Here is a 17651-nt window from a genome sequence, read left to right as displayed (position 1 = left end):
TCCTGAGCCAGGATCAAACTCTTCATTGTAAAAGTATTGTTATATATCCCGTAAGGGATAATATTAGCTCTGTTCAGGATGTCGAAAATTTATTGACGGTCATTTTTTCATATACCTATATAATAAGCATTGACGGTTCTAAATTTACTTGTACTACTTGTATTGTTTATCAATTTTTCAAAGAACTCTTCTTTTCGATTGCGCTTCGTTTCAAAAGCGGGTGCAAAGGTAAAAGGTTTATTTTAAAACACCAAATGTTTTGGAAGTTTTTTTAAAAATGTTTTCCCGGTCTGTTCTCTGGCTCTCTTAGCGAAAGGGAAAGGCACCGGAATAAACGCCTTTTATCGCGAATCGGACTGCAAAGATAACGAATTTTAATATTAAGCTCCAAATAAAAAGGAGATTATTTTTGTTGTTCGTTAAGGCAATCAATACGCACTTGCAACATGTCAATTTCAATCGGCTCTCCGTCTCTTGGAAAGCGGGTGCAAAAGTACGCGATTTACCAATACAAGGCAAATATATAAGGAAGTTTTTTGAATAAAAATATAAATTCAGATGTAAAGGGCTGAAGGAGAGGTAGGTTTTAAAACAGGATTATGGGGAACGGAAAGGAAAAGAAGGAAAATGACACATTATTATATTATATAAGGGGGAAGTTTTCCGGAGAGGACGGAAAGGATATTTGCTACGAAAGGGAGGGGAACAAGTGTTTTGGAGAGGGAATTGCGGAGAAAAATAGGGAATTGGAGGAAAATTGGAGGGGATGAAACTGGAATTGGACAGGGACTGAATGGAGAGTGAACGGGAATCAGATGGGAGTCAAACAGGGATTAAACTGAAAAGCCGGTGGGAATCAGACGAGGATTGGACGGAAATTAAAACAGGAATCATACGGGGATTGAATGGAAATTGAGCAGGAATCAAACAGTAATCAGACAAGGATCAAACAAGAATCAGACGGGAATTGAACGGAATCCTGCGTTAACATTGTTAATGCGGTTGGGAAAACATTTATTTCAGGGATGGAAATAACAAGGCTTTTGCTTCGAAAAGACTTGTTATTTGGAGACAAAAGCCTTGATTTAACATCCTGTTAAATCAGGTAATAGGAAGAGAAGAAACGAAAGGAAGAAAAAGATTGAAGATGAAGACAATAGAGAGACAAGGGAATGTTTACCGGGAAAAGGGATAAGCGGCGGACCGAAAAGGATAGTTACGATTGAAGTAAGTATAGTTGCGATCGAAGCAGATATGGGTGCAATCAGAGCAGGTATAGGTGCAATTAAAGCAAGTGCCAATGCAATTCGGAAGAACACATTTGCGATCCGGAAAGCCTAGTTATACCATATTTTCACAAACAAAATTTGGGACGGAAACGGGAGAAGCCTACCTTTTAAACCAAAGGCTCGTTGGTTTAAAACCAAGGAAGCGTTGATTTTAAGGATAAAGGGGTCTTGGTTTTAAAAGTAAAAGGATGGCCGTATAAGGAGGCTATAGGGGCGTTTTTCAGGAAATTGAGAGGTGATCAGAGAAAAAGGGAGAATAAGGAGATATACCGATTTAAGAAGAGACGAAGTTGAAAATTAACGGTAATTGAACCACAGATTAAAGTAAGTCGTTACTATTCTTATCCTCCTTCCCTTCCATTTATAAGAATAGAATAAGAATAGTAACGATACTAACAATTTCTATTGAAAGCCCTTCTTACAAATAACCGGCATAAGAGGGCAACAGTAAATTTGTATAATCCGTAGTGAACTATTTACGACTCCTTCACCAACTGCCCCATAGCCCATACCGCCTTGACGTTCAGATCACGATCCAGGATCAGAATATCCGCATCTTTATCCTTCTGGAGAGATCCTTTACGGTCATAAACTCCCATAATACGGGCAGGAGTCTCAGAAGCCATACGTATGGCATCTGCCAGGGGAATATCAGCCTTCACCATCGTACGCACCAACTGATCCATGGTAGCAATACTACCTGCCAAGGCCGAACGGTCGGCAAGCTTGCACACACCGTCTTCTATAATAATACGGGGATCGTCAATTGCCTTGCCTTCAGCAGCCGCATATGAAAGTGCGTCGGTCACCAGGCAAGTATGCTCCACTCCCTTCAGCTTATAAGCCAGTTTCAAAATAGTGGAAGGCAAATGAATGCCGTCAGCAATCAGCTCAATAGTCATGCCATCGGTCAGGTAGACACTCTCAACCGTTCCCTCGTATTTATATTCGCGACGCTTATGGAAGCCCGGCATTGCATTGTAGAAGTGCGCAGCATGTGTAAATCCTGCCTCATATGCTTCCTTTATGCCATCATATTCGGCTTCCGTATGCGAAACAGCTCCTACAATACCCTTCGACCTCAGACAACGTGCAAAGTCAAGTGCTCCGGGCAGTTCGGGAGAGGCATCCCAACGCTTGATGCAATCGGTGCTTTCAAGCAAAGAGGTGTATTCTGCCACATCGACTTCTTTCACTTGGTTTGCAAACTGTTCTCCCGCCATCTTACGGTTCAGGTAAGGGCCTTCCACATGCAAGCCGAGTATCGGGCTATCGGGTTCGGCCATCAGTTTTTCGCATATATCTACAGCTTTGCGTATTTCGGAAAACGGAGAAGAAGAAAGTGTCGGGAAAAAACTGGTGGCGCCGTGCTTCATGTGTGCAGCTATCGCCGTGCGGAAAGCCTCTTCGGTACATTCCGTAAAATCGTGTCCTCCCCCGCCATGGGCATGCATACAAACAAAACCGGGAACAATATACATTCCTCTGGCATCCACCAGATCGGCACCGATCAGCGCCAGGTCGCAATTAGTTACTTCCAGAATTTTTCCATCTCTCATCAACACAGAACCTTCGTTCAACCAACCTTGCGGAGTAAATATGCGTCCATTGATAATTTGAGTCAACATGATAAATTATAGTATTAGAGATTCATACTCGTGTTATTTTTGTTTATTGGAAACAAAATTAGACACTTCTGTTGAGATAGAAAAATAAAATAGCTTTTCTTTTCAGTTTTATTTCAGAAATAAGCCTTTTCTTTGCAGGTAGAAATAAAAAGCCCTATGAAAATATTAATAATCGAAGACGAACCCTCACTGAGGGAACTTATCCAGCGTTCGCTCGAAAAAGAACGCTACGTAGTGGAAGCTGCCGCAGACTTCCAGTCGGGATTACGCAAGATAGAGGACTACGATTACGACTGCGTCTTGCTGGACATTATGTTGCCTGACGGCAATGGGCTGAATCTGCTGGAGCAACTGAAGAAGATGCATAAACGGGAAAATGTAATTATCATCTCGGCCAAAGACTCCCTGGACGATAAAGTACTGGGACTGGAACTGGGCGCTGACGACTACCTGCCCAAACCCTTTCACCTGGCCGAATTAAATGCCCGCATCAAAAGTGTGATCCGACGCCAGCGCCGCGACGGAGAAATGGACATACGCCTGGCCAACATACGTATCGTTCCCGATACATTCCAGGTATTCGTAGATGACAAGGAAATAGAATTAAACCGCAAAGAGTATGATATTCTTCTTTACTTTGCCAACCGTCCCGGACGACTGGTAAACAAAAACACACTTGCCGAATCGGTGTGGGGAGATCATATCGACCAGGTAGACAATTTTGATTTCATCTATGCGCAAATCAAGAATCTGAGAAAGAAACTTAAAGATGCCGGTGCCTTGGCAGAACTTAAGGCTGTATATGGATTCGGCTACAAAATGACTGTTGAATAAAAAAGACTCTACCTCCATGAAGTTGATATACCGTATTATAATCCGCATCGCACTCATGCTGACAGTTGTTCTCGGGGCATGGGCTGTATTTTTCTATATAGCCGTGATAGATGAAGTGAACGACGAAGTAGACGACTCTCTGGAGGATTACTCGGAAACCATCATTATCCGTGCCTTGGCCGGAGAAGAACTGCCCTCGAAAAACAATGGGTCGAACAATCAATACTATCTTAGAAAAGTAAGTAAAGAGTATGCCGACGAACGCGAAGATATCTGCTACAAAGACTCCATGGTTTATATTGTGGAGAAGGAAGAGACTGAACCGGCACGCATACTGACCACCTTATTCAAAGATGACGAAGGGCAATATTACGAGCTTACCGTATCGACACCGACGATTGAGAAGGACGACCTGAAAGACGCCATGCTGGGATGGATTATTTTTCTGTACATCGTCCTGCTGCTCACCATCCTGATTGTCTGCATCTGGATATTTCACCGCAGCATGAAGCCACTTTACAATCTGCTGCGCTGGCTGGATGCCTACAGGATAGGCCGTCCCAATCGCCCTTTGAAGAATGAAACGCAAATTATGGAGTTCAGGAAGCTGAACGAAGCAGCCATCCGCAACGCGGAACGAAGCGAGCACATCTTTGAACAACAAAAGCAATTCATCGGCAATGCTTCACACGAAATGCAAACGCCGTTAGCCATCTGCCGGAATCGCCTGGAAATGCTGATGGAAGACGACTCCTTGTCTGAAGCACAGTTGGAAGAGCTGATAAAAACGCACCAGACCCTGGAGCATATCACCAAGCTCAATAAATCGCTGCTGTTACTATCCAAAATAGATAACGGACAATTCTCCGAGACCCAAACGGTGGAATTCAACAGCATGCTCAAGCGATATATAGAAGATTATAAAGAAGTATACGGCTATCGGGAAATTGAGCTGACGTTAGATGAACAGGGAATATTCCGGGCGGAAATGAATGAATCATTAGCAGTCGCCCTGATAACGAACCTGCTCAAAAATGCGTTTGTACACAACGTAGACAGTGGACATATCCGGATTGAAATAACCGGCCATAGCATGACCTTCAGGAATAGCGGCACAGACCGTCCCCTGGATGCGACCCATATCTTTGAACGATTCTATCAGGGAAGCAAAAAGGAAGGTTCGACCGGACTGGGACTTGCCATAGCCGACTCCATCTGTAAATTACAGCATCTCACACTCAGGTATTATTTTGAGAAAGATGAACACTGTTTCGAATTACGGAAGAACAATTTCACCACAGATTACGCAGATTAACACAGAACGAATTTAATCCACTGAGAACCGGCGACATTCATCTGCGCAAACACGTGTAATCTGTGGTAGATACGACTCCCCGGCACACCTGCCTGTACAAAATCTTTTCATATCTATTGCGAGAAGGACTTCTCGCTCAGCGTTAAATGTTGTGTAAATATACAGTATAAGTTCAACCGGATGAACAAGAGTAATCGAACTTTTATTTAGAAAAAAGTATCAAAATGGAGAGAATTCCCAATTCTTTTCAGAATCGACCTTCATCTTTGCAATATAAATTAATTGCTAACAGTAAAAACCATTAAAAAAGGATGAATATGAAAAAGTTACTTATTTTATTCGTATGCCTGTTCACTCTGCAAACCATCGCAAGAGCGGACGATGATAAACCTATCCAGGTAAGCCAAATGCCGCAGAAGGCACAGCAGTTCATCAAACAACATTTTGCCGGCAACAACATTGCCATGGCCAAAGTTGAAAGCGATTTCTTACAGAAAAGCTACGACGTCATTTTCACCGACGGCAACAAAGTGGAATTCGACAAGAAAGGAAACTGGACTGAAGTAAATTGCAAATTCAGTGTAGTGCCACAGGGCATAATACCCGCTCCTATCCAGAAGTACGTAACCACCAACTATGCGGATGCGAAGATTCTGAAAATAGAACGTGATAAAGCGGATTATGAAGTGAAACTGTCCAACGGATGGGAACTAAAATTCGACTCTAAATTTAACTTAATCGATATCGATAACTGATGTTACGCACATATACGGGTATAATTCCGCTTTATTACAATATGCGCATAACATGAATTGACAACTAAAAAAAGTATAGTAGAAATGAAACTGAAAATGTATTTTCTTCTTTTGGCACTGGGTGCCCTGGGATTACAAAGCTGTGATAACGATGATGATGATCTGTCTTATGTACCGGCAGAACTGAAAAACGCATTCACCGCAAAGTACCCGACAGTCAGCAATGAAAAGTGGGAAACAAAAGGTAACTATTATGTGGCTGACTTCCGCCATCAAAACTATGAAACCTCTGCTTGGTTTACTTCGGACGGAACATGGCAAATGACAGAAACCGACATTCCATATCAGGCTCTGCCCTCAGCGGTAAAAAGTGCTTTTGAAAGCAGTGAATATGCAAAATGGAAAATAGATGATGTAGATATGCTGGAACGTCTGGATATGGAAACCGTATATGTCATCGAAGTAGAATCCGGCAAACAAGAGTTCGACCTGTATTATTCGACAGAAGGAATCCTGATTAAAAGCGTTGCAGACACGGACAATGATTCGGGAAATTACCTTCCGGCCGAAGTCCCCGCAGCCATCGAGAACTTTATAAAAGAGAAGTATCCGAATGCGCGCCTGGCGGAGATTGAAGTGGAACATGGAATGACAGAAGTCGATATTATCCACAACAATATCAGCAAAGAGGCTGTATTCAACAGCTCCAACCAATGGGCATACACTTCCTGGGACGTACACCGGAATGCACTACCGGTTGAGGTGACCAGTGCCATTGCCTCTTCACCACAATATGCCGGATATCACGTAGATGAAGCCGACTTTTTTGAAACTCCCACAGGCGAATACTATCTGGTTGAACTGGAAAAAGGAGAGCTGGAAGTAAAAGTGAAAATCACCGCAAAAGGAGAATTCATCCCATAAGTACTAAAACCGTTACAGGTGGCCGACCTGACACAATGCATAAAAAGGGAGGCTGAGTCAAAACTCTTTTCACCACGGAGTAACACAGAGTAGCACAGAGTCTTTTAACTAATAATCAATAACTTAAAATCGCCTCTGTGTTACTCTGTGTCCTCTGTGGTGAGTTTCGACACAGCCTCACTTTTATTGCTTATTTATACCAACCGGTATCTGCCCAACCGGAAGCCTTATACCATCCCGTATCCCGGTAGGACGTATTGGTAGACTCCCTATTCGTCATTGGAATATAGGTGGAAAGCCCTTTCGCCTTTGAGTCCATGGTAAACATGCCGACGTATGCCGAATAGTTGCGCGGAGTCGACTTCCAGTAAACCATTACCTTATCAAAAGCCGCCTTCCATGCATCATAATCGCTGTTACCGGCTGTCAGCTTGTAAATATACTGATCGAGGTCATGATACAACGCCAGGTACCTCCGGTCATAACACATCACCCCTGAAAGATCGAAATCAGTCTTTCCCGTCACATATTTGGGAAGTATCTTTGCTGTGGCAGCTGCCAGATTTTCAAGTTCACTCATTTTTGCGACTCCCACCGAAACCCCACCGGTCCAGTTTTCATTAGTCAGCCCTACCCCGTCGTTATACCTGTTTTCATAGTAGGTATAATAAGCAGAGACAATCTTCATGGTCGGGTTTCCGGCAGTAAACATAGCGGGAACCACGTCTTCATAAGGAGCTCCTACACCGGGAATTTCAGTAGGCGAGCTGATCATATAGTCACCGCAGTCACGTAAAGCATAAGCCACTTCCACCGACTCCATGAAACAGGCATCGAAGAGCAAGAAATCAAGCTTTGGAGCCACCTGCAAAGCTTCGTGCAGATCGGCTATATTCATATAATCATTGCCGTCTTGTCCGAACCAGCGCGTTTTGGCCGGCGAGGGTATCCATCCTTCTCCATGCGACCAGAAGCCCATACCGTAACTCTCTGCCTTATAAGTATTGAAAGCGGTTGAAATGACTTTTTTCATAACAGCCACATCCGTTGAGTTCTGTTCCGGATAGTTGGCAACCACTTCTTCCACAACCTGCCCTTTACTGTTTTTACCCAAACGAACCAGACGGGGAGCCGAATAGTCATCGATATAAACCAACAGATTATTAGACGTTGCATCCACCTGCTTCATTCCTTTTATCATTTCTTCCATATCCAGCCGGGCAAATGGAGACAAAGAGTTTTGCGCCATCATATAAATTAAAACCGTACGCGAACCATACGCCGGAAGAGTAGGTTCATCTTCATTCCGGCAAGCGCTGAACAACATGACAAAACTTACAAAAAAAAGAATCATTTTTGATTTCATAGCTGTATTGAATTTAAAACCTAAAAAAAAGGATGCTTAGAAGCTCCTCCATCAGGAGCTTCTAAGCATCCCCTTCTTATATAACGTTTAAGTTATTCTTCCGGTTTAGTGAATTTAAAACTTTGGGTATCTATTTTCTCAAGAGCCACCGATTTATTCTTTTTATATTTGCCCAATACCTTTGCAGCCTCCTTTTCAAGTTTCTTCTGATTCTCCGAGAAGTAGATCATGCAAGTACGGTTGGGTTGCCCTTTATCAATCTCCAGATAGTTTTTCAGTTGATAGCTGTATATCTCTCTATGCGGCAGAAATCCGTTTTTATCCAACGCTACGCTATCGAGTACCTGAATCTCGGTGTAGTATACCACTGTATCGGTAAATGACGCCGATACTCCAAAAGCATAAACGGGCTTATGTTCTCCTTTTTTCAACGAAAACGCCGAGCACAATGTAAACACTAACGCTACGGCAAACAGTATTTTTACGTATTTCATATTCTGTTATTATTTTAACTTCGCAAAGATAACAAAAAAAAACGCCCATCAAAAGATGAAGCGTTTTTTAAATACTTTTTCGGAAACTGATATATCTTGCTTATCCCAAGTAAGATTTGAGCAATTTACTACGATTACTTTGTCTTAATCTTCTGATTGCTTTTTCCTTAATCTGACGAACACGCTCACGTGTGAGACCAAATTTGTCGCCGATTTCCTCTAATGTCATTTCCTGTTGTCCGATACCGAAAAACATCTGAATGATTTCTTTTTCCCTATCGGTTAACGTAGAAAGAGCTCTATCAATTTCCCTCGCAAGAGACTCATTAACCAGAGAACGGTCTGCCATGGGCGAATCATCGTTCACCAACACATCGAGCAGGCTGTTGTCTTCTCCTTCAACAAAAGGTGCATCCACCGAAATATGACGGCCGGATACTTTCAGCGTATCGGAGATCTTGTCAACCGGAATGTCCAGTTCACCTGCCAGCTCTTCGGGAGACGGACGACGCTCGTTCTCCTGTTCGAACTTAGAGAAGGCCTTGCTGATTTTGTTCAGCGAACCAACCTGGTTCAACGGAAGACGAACGATACGGGATTGCTCTGCCAATGCCTGCAAAATAGACTGGCGAATCCACCATACAGCATAACTGATAAACTTAAAACCACGTGTTTCATCAAACTTCTCGGCAGCTTTGATCAGTCCTAAATTGCCTTCATTAATCAAGTCGGGCAAACTCAAACCTTGGTTCTGGTACTGCTTGGCTACGGATACGACGAAACGAAGATTGGCACGTGTCAGTTTCTCTAATGCTACACGGTCACCCTTACGAATGCGTTGAGCGAGTTCTACCTCTTCTTCCACAGTAATAAGGTCCTCGCGACCGATTTCCTGCAAATACTTGTCAAGAGAAGCGCTCTCTCTGTTAGTGATACTTTTGGTAATCTTTAGTTGTCTCATTCTTATAAAACAGATTTGGAGTGCAAAGTTACGACAATTTATTTGTTAACGTATAAATTTCCACAACTTTTTCACCATTAATTATCTACTACTACAAACAAAAAGAGTGTCGACTGGTTGATTGCCGGCACTCTCTTTTCGATTTCCTTAGCTATTATTAAGCTACCGAATACTTTTTTCGACAGACGATTCGCTGGTGTGACCATACTCACCACACAGCAGCTTTCAGCTAATTTACTCCTGAGTCAAGTCTACAGCGTAATATCCGCGTTTTCCTGAAGGGAATACTCCTGTGAGGAAGAGCACCTGGTTCGGTGATTTCACAGCAGCTTTCATCACTTCTTCAAGATCGCTGACTTTACGCATCGGCTGATCGTTGGCTTTCAGGATGATGAAGCCCTTTCGTACACCGGCATCCGCCATCTTGCCCGAAGTCACTCCGGTCACCTGCAAGCCGTATCCGAGATTGAGTTGTCTCTTCAAGTCGTCCGGCAACTCCTTAAAGGCAGCACCCAAAATCTCCATACCTGCATCCTTCACAATCTTTGTTGTACCTTGTTCATTCTTCAACGTTACGTCGATATTCTTTTCTTTCTTGTCACGCATCACCTTCACGGTAACTTTATCACCCGGACGATGCTGTGCAATGGCTTCCTGCAAATCGGCGAAGTTCTGTACTTTCTTACCATCGATGCCGATGATGATGTCGTCCACCTTGATATCGGAACCGGCAGCAGAACCGCCATCCACAATCTCACGAACCCACACGCCGTCTACAACGCCAAACTCTTTGCGTTTATCGGCCAAAGTAGCTCCCGACTTGTCAATCGGCTGGTCGGACATCATGTCGCCGTCACCCGCGAGAGAAGTACCCTTGATTCCCAGCAATGCACGCTGTACGGTTCCGTATTGTTTCAGGTCACTGACCACTTTGGTCATCACGCTCGTCGGAATGGCAAAACCATATCCGGCATAAGCACCCGTGGGTGAAGAAAGAACGGCATTGATACCTACCAACTCACCTTTTGCATTGACCAAAGCTCCACCACTGTTTCCCTGATTGATAGCGGCGTCTGTCTGGATAAACGACTCCACACCGCCAATACCGTATACGCCCAAAGTACGTGCCTTGGCGCTGACAATACCTGCGGTTACAGTCGAAGTCAGGTTGAAGGGGTTACCTACCGCCAAGACCCACTCTCCCACTTTCAGGGCATCCGAATCGCCGATAGGAACGGTCGGAAAATCATCTCCTTCGATTTTGACCAAAGCCAGATCCGAATTCGGGTCGGTACCGATCACACGGCCTTTAAACTCACGGTTGTCATTCAACTTCACAACAATCTCGTCCGCCCCGTCAATCACATGGTTGTTGGTTACGATATAGCCATCCTTCGAAATGATGACTCCCGAACCGAAACCGACACGCGGCTGGGTTTGTACACGGCGCTGCTGTCTGCCTCCATTACCGAAAATATCTCCGAAGATCTCGGCAAACGGATCTCGCACGGTGACTGTTTGTTCTTTAGCTTGTTGAGTCGATTTTATATGTACCACAGCATGAAGCGAATTTTCTGCTGCCTGCGTCAGATCCACAGGCTGTGCATTAATGGCGTCATAAGCAGCCAAGCGGGCATTGGGATTCTGGCGGAACTGTTCGCTGAACGACAGGCTGTCTCTGTTTTCCGGTTTCAACATCGTATACGTTGTCACTCCGGCAACTCCTGCGCTGAGAAGAACAACCGCTCCTACCCCAAGAATGTTTTTTGTTGTCTGTTTCATACTATTCTTTTTATTCATTTAATTGTTAATATTCTACTTTCATTTAACATTTACGACGTTAAAATAACGACAAAAATCATTCTGTTATTCTCCTTGTCACTCTTTTTTGTTCTCTTTTAACAGTGAATCTGCAGAGCTTAACAGCGGTTAACGGCAGAGACTGACAAATTAGCATTCGTTGCATGACACACAAGTATTTAGAAGGCAGAAAAAAGACTTAAGCGTTTCCCTCGAAAGACTAAAGTCTTTTTGAGAAACACTTAAGTCTTTTCGGAAAACGCTTAAGCCTTTTATGGAGAATGAACTTAATAATTCAAGTAGTCTATATCCATATGATAACTCCATTGCGGGAAGTACAGGTTTCCCCCTTCCCACTCTACCTCCCCACGCTGGAAATCAACCGTTTCACTACGCGGATATTTCTTCTCGGGAACCAACGGCATGGAATAGTCACTGTTGACTATCATACGCCAGGAATCGATACCTCCCAGAAAGAACATCTTTTCTTCGGGATTGCCGGCAAATGAGGGAATGCCGAATGATTGATCTACCGGCACCCAGCCCGCGCCTTCGAAATAGACTTCCGCCCAATCGTGCAGGTTCCATGCACGGGGATGCATCATAAAGCCGCTCTGGAAACGGGCAGGAATGCCACTGCAACGGCAGAGGGTGATAAACAACAGGCTCACCTGGCCACAATCGCCGTGACGATTGTCGAGCACATATTCCGGAATATTCTCAATAGTGGAATATTCGCGGGCCGAGGCCCAGGGGAAATGATCGTTTATCCAACGGAAAATGCGTTGCGCCTTCAACAAAGGATTGGTTTCACCGGCTGTCAGATTGGCAGCCAGCTCTTTGATACGGGGTGAAAAACGGATATGTGTCTCCCGCTCGGCAGTATATTCTTTATAAAGAGCACCGACAGTATCATAAGGCAGTATATTTTCGGGTCTCAACGGATGCCATTCGGCACACGAGGTGTACTCAAAGGTTTCCGAAAAGACCGTCGGCTCACCGGGAATGGCCTGCTTCTCCATATAGAGGGTGCTGTGCCGGCATGAAGGCGGGGACAATGTGTAACGGGGTTCGCTGACATGGAGCAATTTTACATTTTGCTGGCGGGGCTGGTCTGTCCGGGGATAGGGCAGCCAGCAGCGGATCGTTTTTCCGGCAGGAACCGCGTTGCTGTCCACCGTCAGCGTGTAGGTGACCCGCATCCGCTTGGGCTGCACGACAGGCGTTCTCTCTTTCCTGACAGCGGCCATCACTTCGGGCAGATGTTCTTTATTGACTTGTTCGCTCGTGCTCAGTGAGGTGCCTTCTTTCTCCATTTTGACGGCACAGCAGGCAGAGTCTATCCGGAACAGGTTGGGACCGGCATTGCGGAAATAACGTTTCTCCCCGTCGATCATCCGGCATTCAAGCGCTTTGCTCTCTTCCCATTGGCGCATCTGTTCGTCCGTCACGTCGGGAATGTATTTGCGGATATAGTCTTTCACCTGAGATTCGGTCAGACAGAAGTCCGCCAGCAACCGTTGGTGCAAGTCATCGTCCCAGTTGTAAGGCTTGGGAGCCTGCCGCGAAGTACAGGCTGAAAGGCTGATAAATACGGCAATTATATAAAGTAGTTTTTTCATTATCAAAACAGTTTCAAAGGTTTATCCGCGTTCATAATTTAACCACACCAATTCCCGGAAGGTCGTTGAGCATGATCTTGCCTTTTACAACCTCCATCCCTCTGAAGCGGTCGTTCGCTATCAGCAAGTTTCCGTCCAGATCGGCAAAATCGACGGCCGGAGAGAATTGTGCGGCGGCAGAAACCGCGCACGAAGTTTCCGTCATACATCCCACCATCACTTTCATGCCTAACGCCCGTGCTAACGTAACCATCTTCCAGGCTTCCCGCATACCGGTACACTTCATCAGTTTGATGTTTATCCCCGTAAAGGCTCCCTTCAATCCTGCCACATCAGTCAGCCGTTGCAAAGATTCGTCGGCAAAAACAGGTAACGGACTATGCTGGGTCACCCATGCAATATCGTCCAACTGTGCTTTGGGCATAGGCTGTTCAATCATTACAATTCCTTTTTCTTTCAGCCATTGAATCATGTCCAATGCATATTTCTTATCCGTCCACCCCTGATTGGCATCGACCGCAATAGGCAGATCGCTCACCGAACGGATCGTTTCAATCATCTGTTTGTCATTCTCACGCCCTAACTTCACTTTGAGGATATTGAACTGCCCGGCCACCTCAAGGGTCTTTTCACGTACCACCTCGGGGGTATCGATGCCTATCGTGAAAGTGGTCGAAGGTGCTTTAGCCTTATCCAGTCCCCAGATCCTGTACCAGGGTGCTCCCAGAAGTTTACCCACCAAGTCGTGCAAGGCGATGTCTATGGCAGCTTTGGCAGCCGTATCTCCCGGAGTGATACCGTCTACATAAGCCAGTATATCTTCCAGCCGGAACGGATCGTCGAACTGCTCCAGATCGACCTTCTTCAAAAAAGCCATCACCGAGTCTACCGTCTGTCCCAGATAAGGAGGCATCGAAGCCTCGCCATAACCGATGACCCCGTCATATTCTATCTCTACCTGCACATCGGGAGTGGTGGTTCGCGAATAAGTAGCCACCGTAAACACATGTTTCAGTTTCAGCTCGTAAGGGAAAAAGCGCAGTTTCAGCTTTGCTCCCAGGCCGAGTTTGTTGATCGCAAATGAAGCGGGGCTCTTCTCGCCGGCAAAAACACCTTGCAATGACAGCCCCGAACCTATGGCGGCAAAAGCAGCGGTCTTGAGGAAATCTCTTCGGTTTTGCATATCTATTTTGAGTTTAGTTATAATACGGATTCGTAACGGTGGTGTTTAAGGCTGCCTCCTTATTTATAGATGGCAACACACGGACTGCATACAGCAGGCGATTCAGGTTATACTCATCAAAATCGGCATCCGACGGATCGAAACTGCTGACATGGACATCGCCTTGTGAGTGAATGAACTTTTTATCACCCAGATAAATGGCCACATGAACCACACGCTCTTTCTTCCCGGCAGTGGCCTTCCGCCCGAAGAAAATCAAATCTCCCGGCTGAACATTACCGAAGTCAGGAGCAATGTCGATATGCTCGCCCACATAAGCCTGTTGAGAGGCATCACGGGGAATGATGATATCGTGCATAAATAAGGCGGTACGTACAAAGCCGCTGCAATCGACTCCCTTCGAAGAAGTGCCCGCCCATAGATAAGGAATCCCCATCATTGTATAAGCGGTGCGGATAATGCTTGAAGCGTCTTGCTTCAAAGAAGCACGCCACTCCTTTTCGGGCATCGATATCGATCGTGAGATATAAGCCTGCCGTCCGTCCGGATAAGCGACTTTATAGAACCCTCCTTGCGTACCTTCGTACTTCAGACGGTTTCCGGCTACCACGTCCGACACGGATTGAGACTTTTCATCCGGCTGCTGATAAGTGAACCCATAATGCGACGTCACTACAATTTTATCTGCCTTGTTCCAGGCATCCAGCCCGGCTTTGGTGACCGGATGGATTCCTACCCGGTGTACCCATGCGATATAATTATCAGGTGTCTGGATGCGATACCAGTTGCGATGTTGCAACACTTTAACGGGCATTCCCATCAATGCCTGGGTAGTCATCTCCGAAGAGAAATCATCCTCTACACGCATATTGCATACAGAGAGATTGACAATGCCGTACATCTTTCCTTCCAGGGCCACGCTGTCCGGAACCAGTTGCAGGCTGTCCCTCACTTCATAAGCCTTCTCTTCCAGTCCCGATAACAAAGCCGACTTAGCTTCCGCTGAGGTAGTCGCCCCCTTTACGGTAATCGTCTTTCCGGATACATCGTAATCCACATCCCAAAGGATGACACGCTTATCGGGAATGAACCGGTTGCGAACTTCACCGGACAACAGTTCTACATCTTGGGGAAGTGCGTTTTTCTTGTTCTCAGGAATACCTGTACAGGCGGACACTGCCAGAAGCAACGATACAAAGGGGATCATATTCTTCATGAAAGAAAGATTTGGGGGTTACATTTTTAGCAAAGATAGAAACTATTTCCGTTTTAGATATATATTTTCAAAAATATTAAGAATAAGAACTGAAATTGAGTCACACGATGTTCACCACAGAGTAGCACAGAGTTTTGAGTTCACCACAGATTACACGGATTAACACAGATATTTTAATTTAACTCTCAGTAAAATAAATTATTAATCTGTGATAATCTGCGTAATCTGTGGTGAATTTATGTCATTCGTGAAACTCTGTGCCCTCTGTGTCCTCTGTGGTGAACCGAACTAATCCTCCCTTCCGTTTGCTCAAACAAAATAATTCTTGTACTTTTGCTGACCAAAGCAGTTGGCCGGTCTGTCGCGTGTATTTCGGTACAGGAGGAAAGTCCGGGCAACACAGAGCATCCTACTTCCTAACAGAAAGCTGTCCGCGAGGGTAGAGTAACGTAGAAGAAAAGAACCGCCCCTCCCTCCGGGGAGAGGTAAGGGTGAGAAGGTGGAGTAAGAGCCCACCAGCCGTATGGTGACATATCGGGCTGTACGTCTTAGGAGTTGTAAGGTCATGTAAACCGGCGTTATGAGAGTTGCTCGCTCCATGTCGGAGGGTAGACCGCTAAAGTGGTGTGGTGACACCCCACTCAGATAAATGACAGGCACCTTGATTTATTCAGGGTACAGAACTCGGCTTACAGGCTGACTGCTTTTCTTTTTTTTAATTTCAAATAACAGACCTATGAATCAGCGTCTCTCCGATATATGGAAATTCATTACCTATGATATCTGGCGGATTACGGAAAGCGAAGTCACCCGCACCAAGTTCTCGATATACAATATCATCAAAACGATCTATCTCTGCGTCAACCGCTTCAACAAAGACCGCATCGTAAACAAAGCCTCAGCACTGACCTACAGCACACTGCTCGCCATTGTGCCCATCCTGGCCATCGTCTTTGCCATTGCACGCGGATTCGGTGTTTCCACTTTGATGGAAAGCCAGTTTCGTGATGGTTTCGGAGGTTCCACCGAAGCGACGGATGTTATCCTGCAATTCGTAGACTCGTATCTGTCACAAACCAAAAACGGTATTTTTATCGGAGTCGGCCTGGTCATGTTGTTGTGGACCGTGCTCAACCTGGTCAGTAACATTGAAATCACCTTCAACCGCATCTGGCAAGTGAAAAAAGGACGCAGCATGTACCGCAAAATCACCGATTATTTTTCAATGTTCCTGCTGATGCCGATCCTGATCGTGGTATCGGGAGGTCTTTCCATCTTTGTGGGCACTATGCTGAAGAGTATGGCGGATTTTGTTTTGCTTGCTCCTATCCTGAAATTCCTGATCCGTCTGATTCCGTTCGTGCTGACCTGGCTGATGTTTACGGGACTCTACATCTTCATGCCCAATACGAAGGTAAAATTCAAGCATGCACTGATCTCCGGTATCCTTGCCGGTTCCGCTTACCAGGCATTTCAGTTCCTGTACATCAGCAGCCAGTTGTGGGTGTCCAAGTACAATGCCATTTACGGTAGTTTTGCCGCCCTGCCGATGTTCCTGTTATGGTTGCAAATATCATGGACCATCTGCCTGTTCGGTGCCGAACTGACCTACGCCGGACAGAATATCCGTAACTTCAGTTTCGACAGAGACACGCAGAATATCAGCCGCCGTTACCGGGACTTCATCTCCATCCTGATAATGTCTCTTATAGCCAAACGTTTTGAAAACAATGAAACGCCTTACACCGCCGAAGAGATATCCGAAGAGCATCGCATCCCTATCCGGCTGACCAACCAGATACTCTATCAACTGCAAGAGATTCATCTGATCCACGAAGTTGTGACCGATCAGAAAAGTGAAGACATCGCATATCAGCCTTCCATCGACATCAATCAACTGAACGTCGCTTTACTGCTCGACCGGCTGGATACATACGGCTCAGAAGACTTCAAAGTAGATAAAGACGAGGAATTCAGCGAACAGTGGAAAGTATTACTCGACTCAAGGGAGGAATATTATAAAAAGGCAAGCAAAGTGCTGCTGAAAGACTTGTAGCTCACCACAGAGGACACAGGGTACACAGAGTTTTTTTAGACATAAGAACAAAAGAACAAAAGGGCAGATGATTTTTTATGTGTTCGTTTGTTCTTTTGTCTGAAAACAGATTGAGCGCAGCTAATTAAACTCTGTGTCCTCTGTGTCCTCTGTGGTGAATGTTCGTTTCCGATAAGTCAAAGAGCGATATGGGTTTTCTTTATGTCTC

15 protein-coding genes and 1 other RNA gene are annotated in these 17651 nt (G+C 45.2%); 8 read left to right on the top strand and 8 right to left on the bottom strand.

Annotation, left to right across the window (positions count from 1 at the left end):
• Window positions 1-275 (top strand): hypothetical protein (locus ISX59_RS21310; RefSeq protein ID WP_370633295.1); only part of this gene is annotated, 275 nt, incomplete at its 5' end.
• A gap of 324 nt (window positions 276-599) precedes the next feature.
• Entirely contained in the window at window positions 600-770 is a 171-nt protein-coding gene (locus tag ISX59_RS19665) for a hypothetical protein (RefSeq protein WP_175413950.1), read from the top strand.
• A 995-nt stretch (window positions 771-1765) separates the two neighbouring features.
• Here ISX59_RS19665 and nagA read toward each other — a convergent pair.
• Complete coding sequence (gene nagA / locus ISX59_RS19660; protein WP_032539870.1) at window positions 1766-2917, bottom strand: N-acetylglucosamine-6-phosphate deacetylase; 1152 nt, start codon at window positions 2915-2917, stop codon at window positions 1766-1768.
• A 156-nt stretch (window positions 2918-3073) separates the two neighbouring features.
• Between nagA and ISX59_RS19655 the strand changes: the two genes are divergently transcribed.
• The 4 genes from ISX59_RS19655 to ISX59_RS19640 all read left to right on the top strand — a co-directional run bounded on the left by ISX59_RS19655 (window position 3074) and on the right by ISX59_RS19640 (window position 6745).
• Window positions 3074-3751 (top strand): response regulator transcription factor, encoded by a 678-nt coding sequence (locus tag ISX59_RS19655; RefSeq protein WP_005779794.1) that lies wholly within the window; start codon window positions 3074-3076, stop codon window positions 3749-3751.
• Window positions 3752-3767: 16 nt separating this feature from the next.
• Entirely contained in the window at window positions 3768-5066 is a 1299-nt protein-coding gene (locus ISX59_RS19650; protein WP_220576205.1) for a HAMP domain-containing sensor histidine kinase, read from the top strand.
• A 317-nt stretch (window positions 5067-5383) separates the two neighbouring features.
• Window positions 5384-5821 carry a PepSY-like domain-containing protein gene (locus ISX59_RS19645; RefSeq protein WP_005806767.1) on the top strand — a complete coding sequence of 146 codons (438 nt, stop codon included), beginning with the start codon at window positions 5384-5386 and terminating at the stop codon, window positions 5819-5821.
• Between the two features lie 84 nt (window positions 5822-5905).
• Window positions 5906-6745 carry a PepSY-like domain-containing protein gene (locus ISX59_RS19640; protein ID WP_220576204.1) on the top strand — a complete coding sequence of 280 codons (840 nt, stop codon included), beginning with the start codon at window positions 5906-5908 and terminating at the stop codon, window positions 6743-6745.
• A gap of 190 nt (window positions 6746-6935) precedes the next feature.
• Here ISX59_RS19640 and ISX59_RS19635 read toward each other — a convergent pair whose 3' ends face one another.
• The 7 genes from ISX59_RS19635 to ISX59_RS19605 all read right to left on the bottom strand — a co-directional run bounded on the left by ISX59_RS19635 (window position 6936) and on the right by ISX59_RS19605 (window position 15387).
• A complete protein-coding gene (locus ISX59_RS19635) occupies window positions 6936-8111 on the bottom strand; it encodes a clostripain-related cysteine peptidase (RefSeq protein ID WP_032530485.1) in 1176 nt (391 codons plus the stop codon).
• A gap of 92 nt (window positions 8112-8203) precedes the next feature.
• On the bottom strand, window positions 8204-8605 hold the full coding sequence (locus ISX59_RS19630; protein ID WP_005806773.1) for a hypothetical protein: 402 nt from the start codon (window positions 8603-8605) through the stop codon (window positions 8204-8206).
• 100 nt (window positions 8606-8705) lie between these two features.
• Entirely contained in the window at window positions 8706-9566 is an 861-nt protein-coding gene (locus ISX59_RS19625) for an RNA polymerase sigma factor RpoD/SigA (RefSeq protein WP_005779810.1), read from the bottom strand.
• Between the two features lie 234 nt (window positions 9567-9800).
• Complete coding sequence (locus tag ISX59_RS19620; protein WP_022012489.1) at window positions 9801-11348, bottom strand: trypsin-like peptidase domain-containing protein; 1548 nt, start codon at window positions 11346-11348, stop codon at window positions 9801-9803.
• Window positions 11349-11653: 305 nt separating this feature from the next.
• Window positions 11654-12988: a transglutaminase family protein gene (locus ISX59_RS19615; protein WP_220576203.1), complete on the bottom strand. Its 1335-nt coding sequence runs from the start codon at window positions 12986-12988 to the stop codon at window positions 11654-11656.
• Between the two features lie 31 nt (window positions 12989-13019).
• Window positions 13020-14171: a dipeptide epimerase gene (locus ISX59_RS19610; protein WP_217737663.1), complete on the bottom strand. Its 1152-nt coding sequence runs from the start codon at window positions 14169-14171 to the stop codon at window positions 13020-13022.
• A 13-nt stretch (window positions 14172-14184) separates the two neighbouring features.
• Window positions 14185-15387 (bottom strand): C40 family peptidase, encoded by a 1203-nt coding sequence (locus ISX59_RS19605; protein ID WP_220576202.1) that lies wholly within the window; start codon window positions 15385-15387, stop codon window positions 14185-14187.
• Window positions 15388-15732: 345 nt separating this feature from the next.
• On the opposite strand from ISX59_RS19605, the gene rnpB reads away from it, so the two are divergent.
• Both rnpB and ISX59_RS19595 read left to right on the top strand, forming a co-directional pair.
• Window positions 15733-16095, top strand: an RNA gene (gene rnpB, locus ISX59_RS19600) — RNase P RNA component class A.
• Between the two features lie 28 nt (window positions 16096-16123).
• The gene (locus tag ISX59_RS19595) at window positions 16124-17443 is read left to right on the top strand and encodes a YihY/virulence factor BrkB family protein (protein ID WP_005779824.1); all 1320 of its coding nucleotides are present in this window, start codon (window positions 16124-16126) and stop codon (window positions 17441-17443) included.
• Window positions 17444-17651 lie beyond the last annotated feature (208 nt).

The organism is Bacteroides sp. FSHCM14E1 (genome assembly GCF_019633785.1).
Taxonomy (GTDB): Bacteria; Bacteroidota; Bacteroidia; order Bacteroidales; family Bacteroidaceae; genus Bacteroides; species Bacteroides hominis.
The sequence above is the reverse complement of the archived record's forward strand: the minus strand, read 5'-3'. Positions and strand labels throughout refer to the sequence as shown.

Coding starts and splice junctions, on each gene's coding strand:
- ISX59_RS19665 (WP_175413950.1), top strand. CDS start 600: ATGGGGAACGGAAAGGAAAAGAAGGAAAATGACACATTATTATATTAT.
- nagA (WP_032539870.1), bottom strand. CDS start 2,917: ATGTTGACTCAAATTATCAATGGACGCATATTTACTCCGCAAGGTTGG.
- ISX59_RS19655 (WP_005779794.1), top strand. CDS start 3,074: ATGAAAATATTAATAATCGAAGACGAACCCTCACTGAGGGAACTTATC.
- ISX59_RS19650 (WP_220576205.1), top strand. CDS start 3,768: ATGAAGTTGATATACCGTATTATAATCCGCATCGCACTCATGCTGACA.
- ISX59_RS19645 (WP_005806767.1), top strand. CDS start 5,384: ATGAAAAAGTTACTTATTTTATTCGTATGCCTGTTCACTCTGCAAACC.
- ISX59_RS19640 (WP_220576204.1), top strand. CDS start 5,906: ATGAAACTGAAAATGTATTTTCTTCTTTTGGCACTGGGTGCCCTGGGA.
- ISX59_RS19635 (WP_032530485.1), bottom strand. CDS start 8,111: ATGAAATCAAAAATGATTCTTTTTTTTGTAAGTTTTGTCATGTTGTTC.
- ISX59_RS19630 (WP_005806773.1), bottom strand. CDS start 8,605: ATGAAATACGTAAAAATACTGTTTGCCGTAGCGTTAGTGTTTACATTG.
- ISX59_RS19625 (WP_005779810.1), bottom strand. CDS start 9,566: ATGAGACAACTAAAGATTACCAAAAGTATCACTAACAGAGAGAGCGCT.
- ISX59_RS19620 (WP_022012489.1), bottom strand. CDS start 11,348: ATGAAACAGACAACAAAAAACATTCTTGGGGTAGGAGCGGTTGTTCTT.
- ISX59_RS19615 (WP_220576203.1), bottom strand. CDS start 12,988: ATGAAAAAACTACTTTATATAATTGCCGTATTTATCAGCCTTTCAGCC.
- ISX59_RS19610 (WP_217737663.1), bottom strand. CDS start 14,171: ATGCAAAACCGAAGAGATTTCCTCAAGACCGCTGCTTTTGCCGCCATA.
- ISX59_RS19605 (WP_220576202.1), bottom strand. CDS start 15,387: ATGAAGAATATGATCCCCTTTGTATCGTTGCTTCTGGCAGTGTCCGCC.
- ISX59_RS19595 (WP_005779824.1), top strand. CDS start 16,124: ATGAATCAGCGTCTCTCCGATATATGGAAATTCATTACCTATGATATC.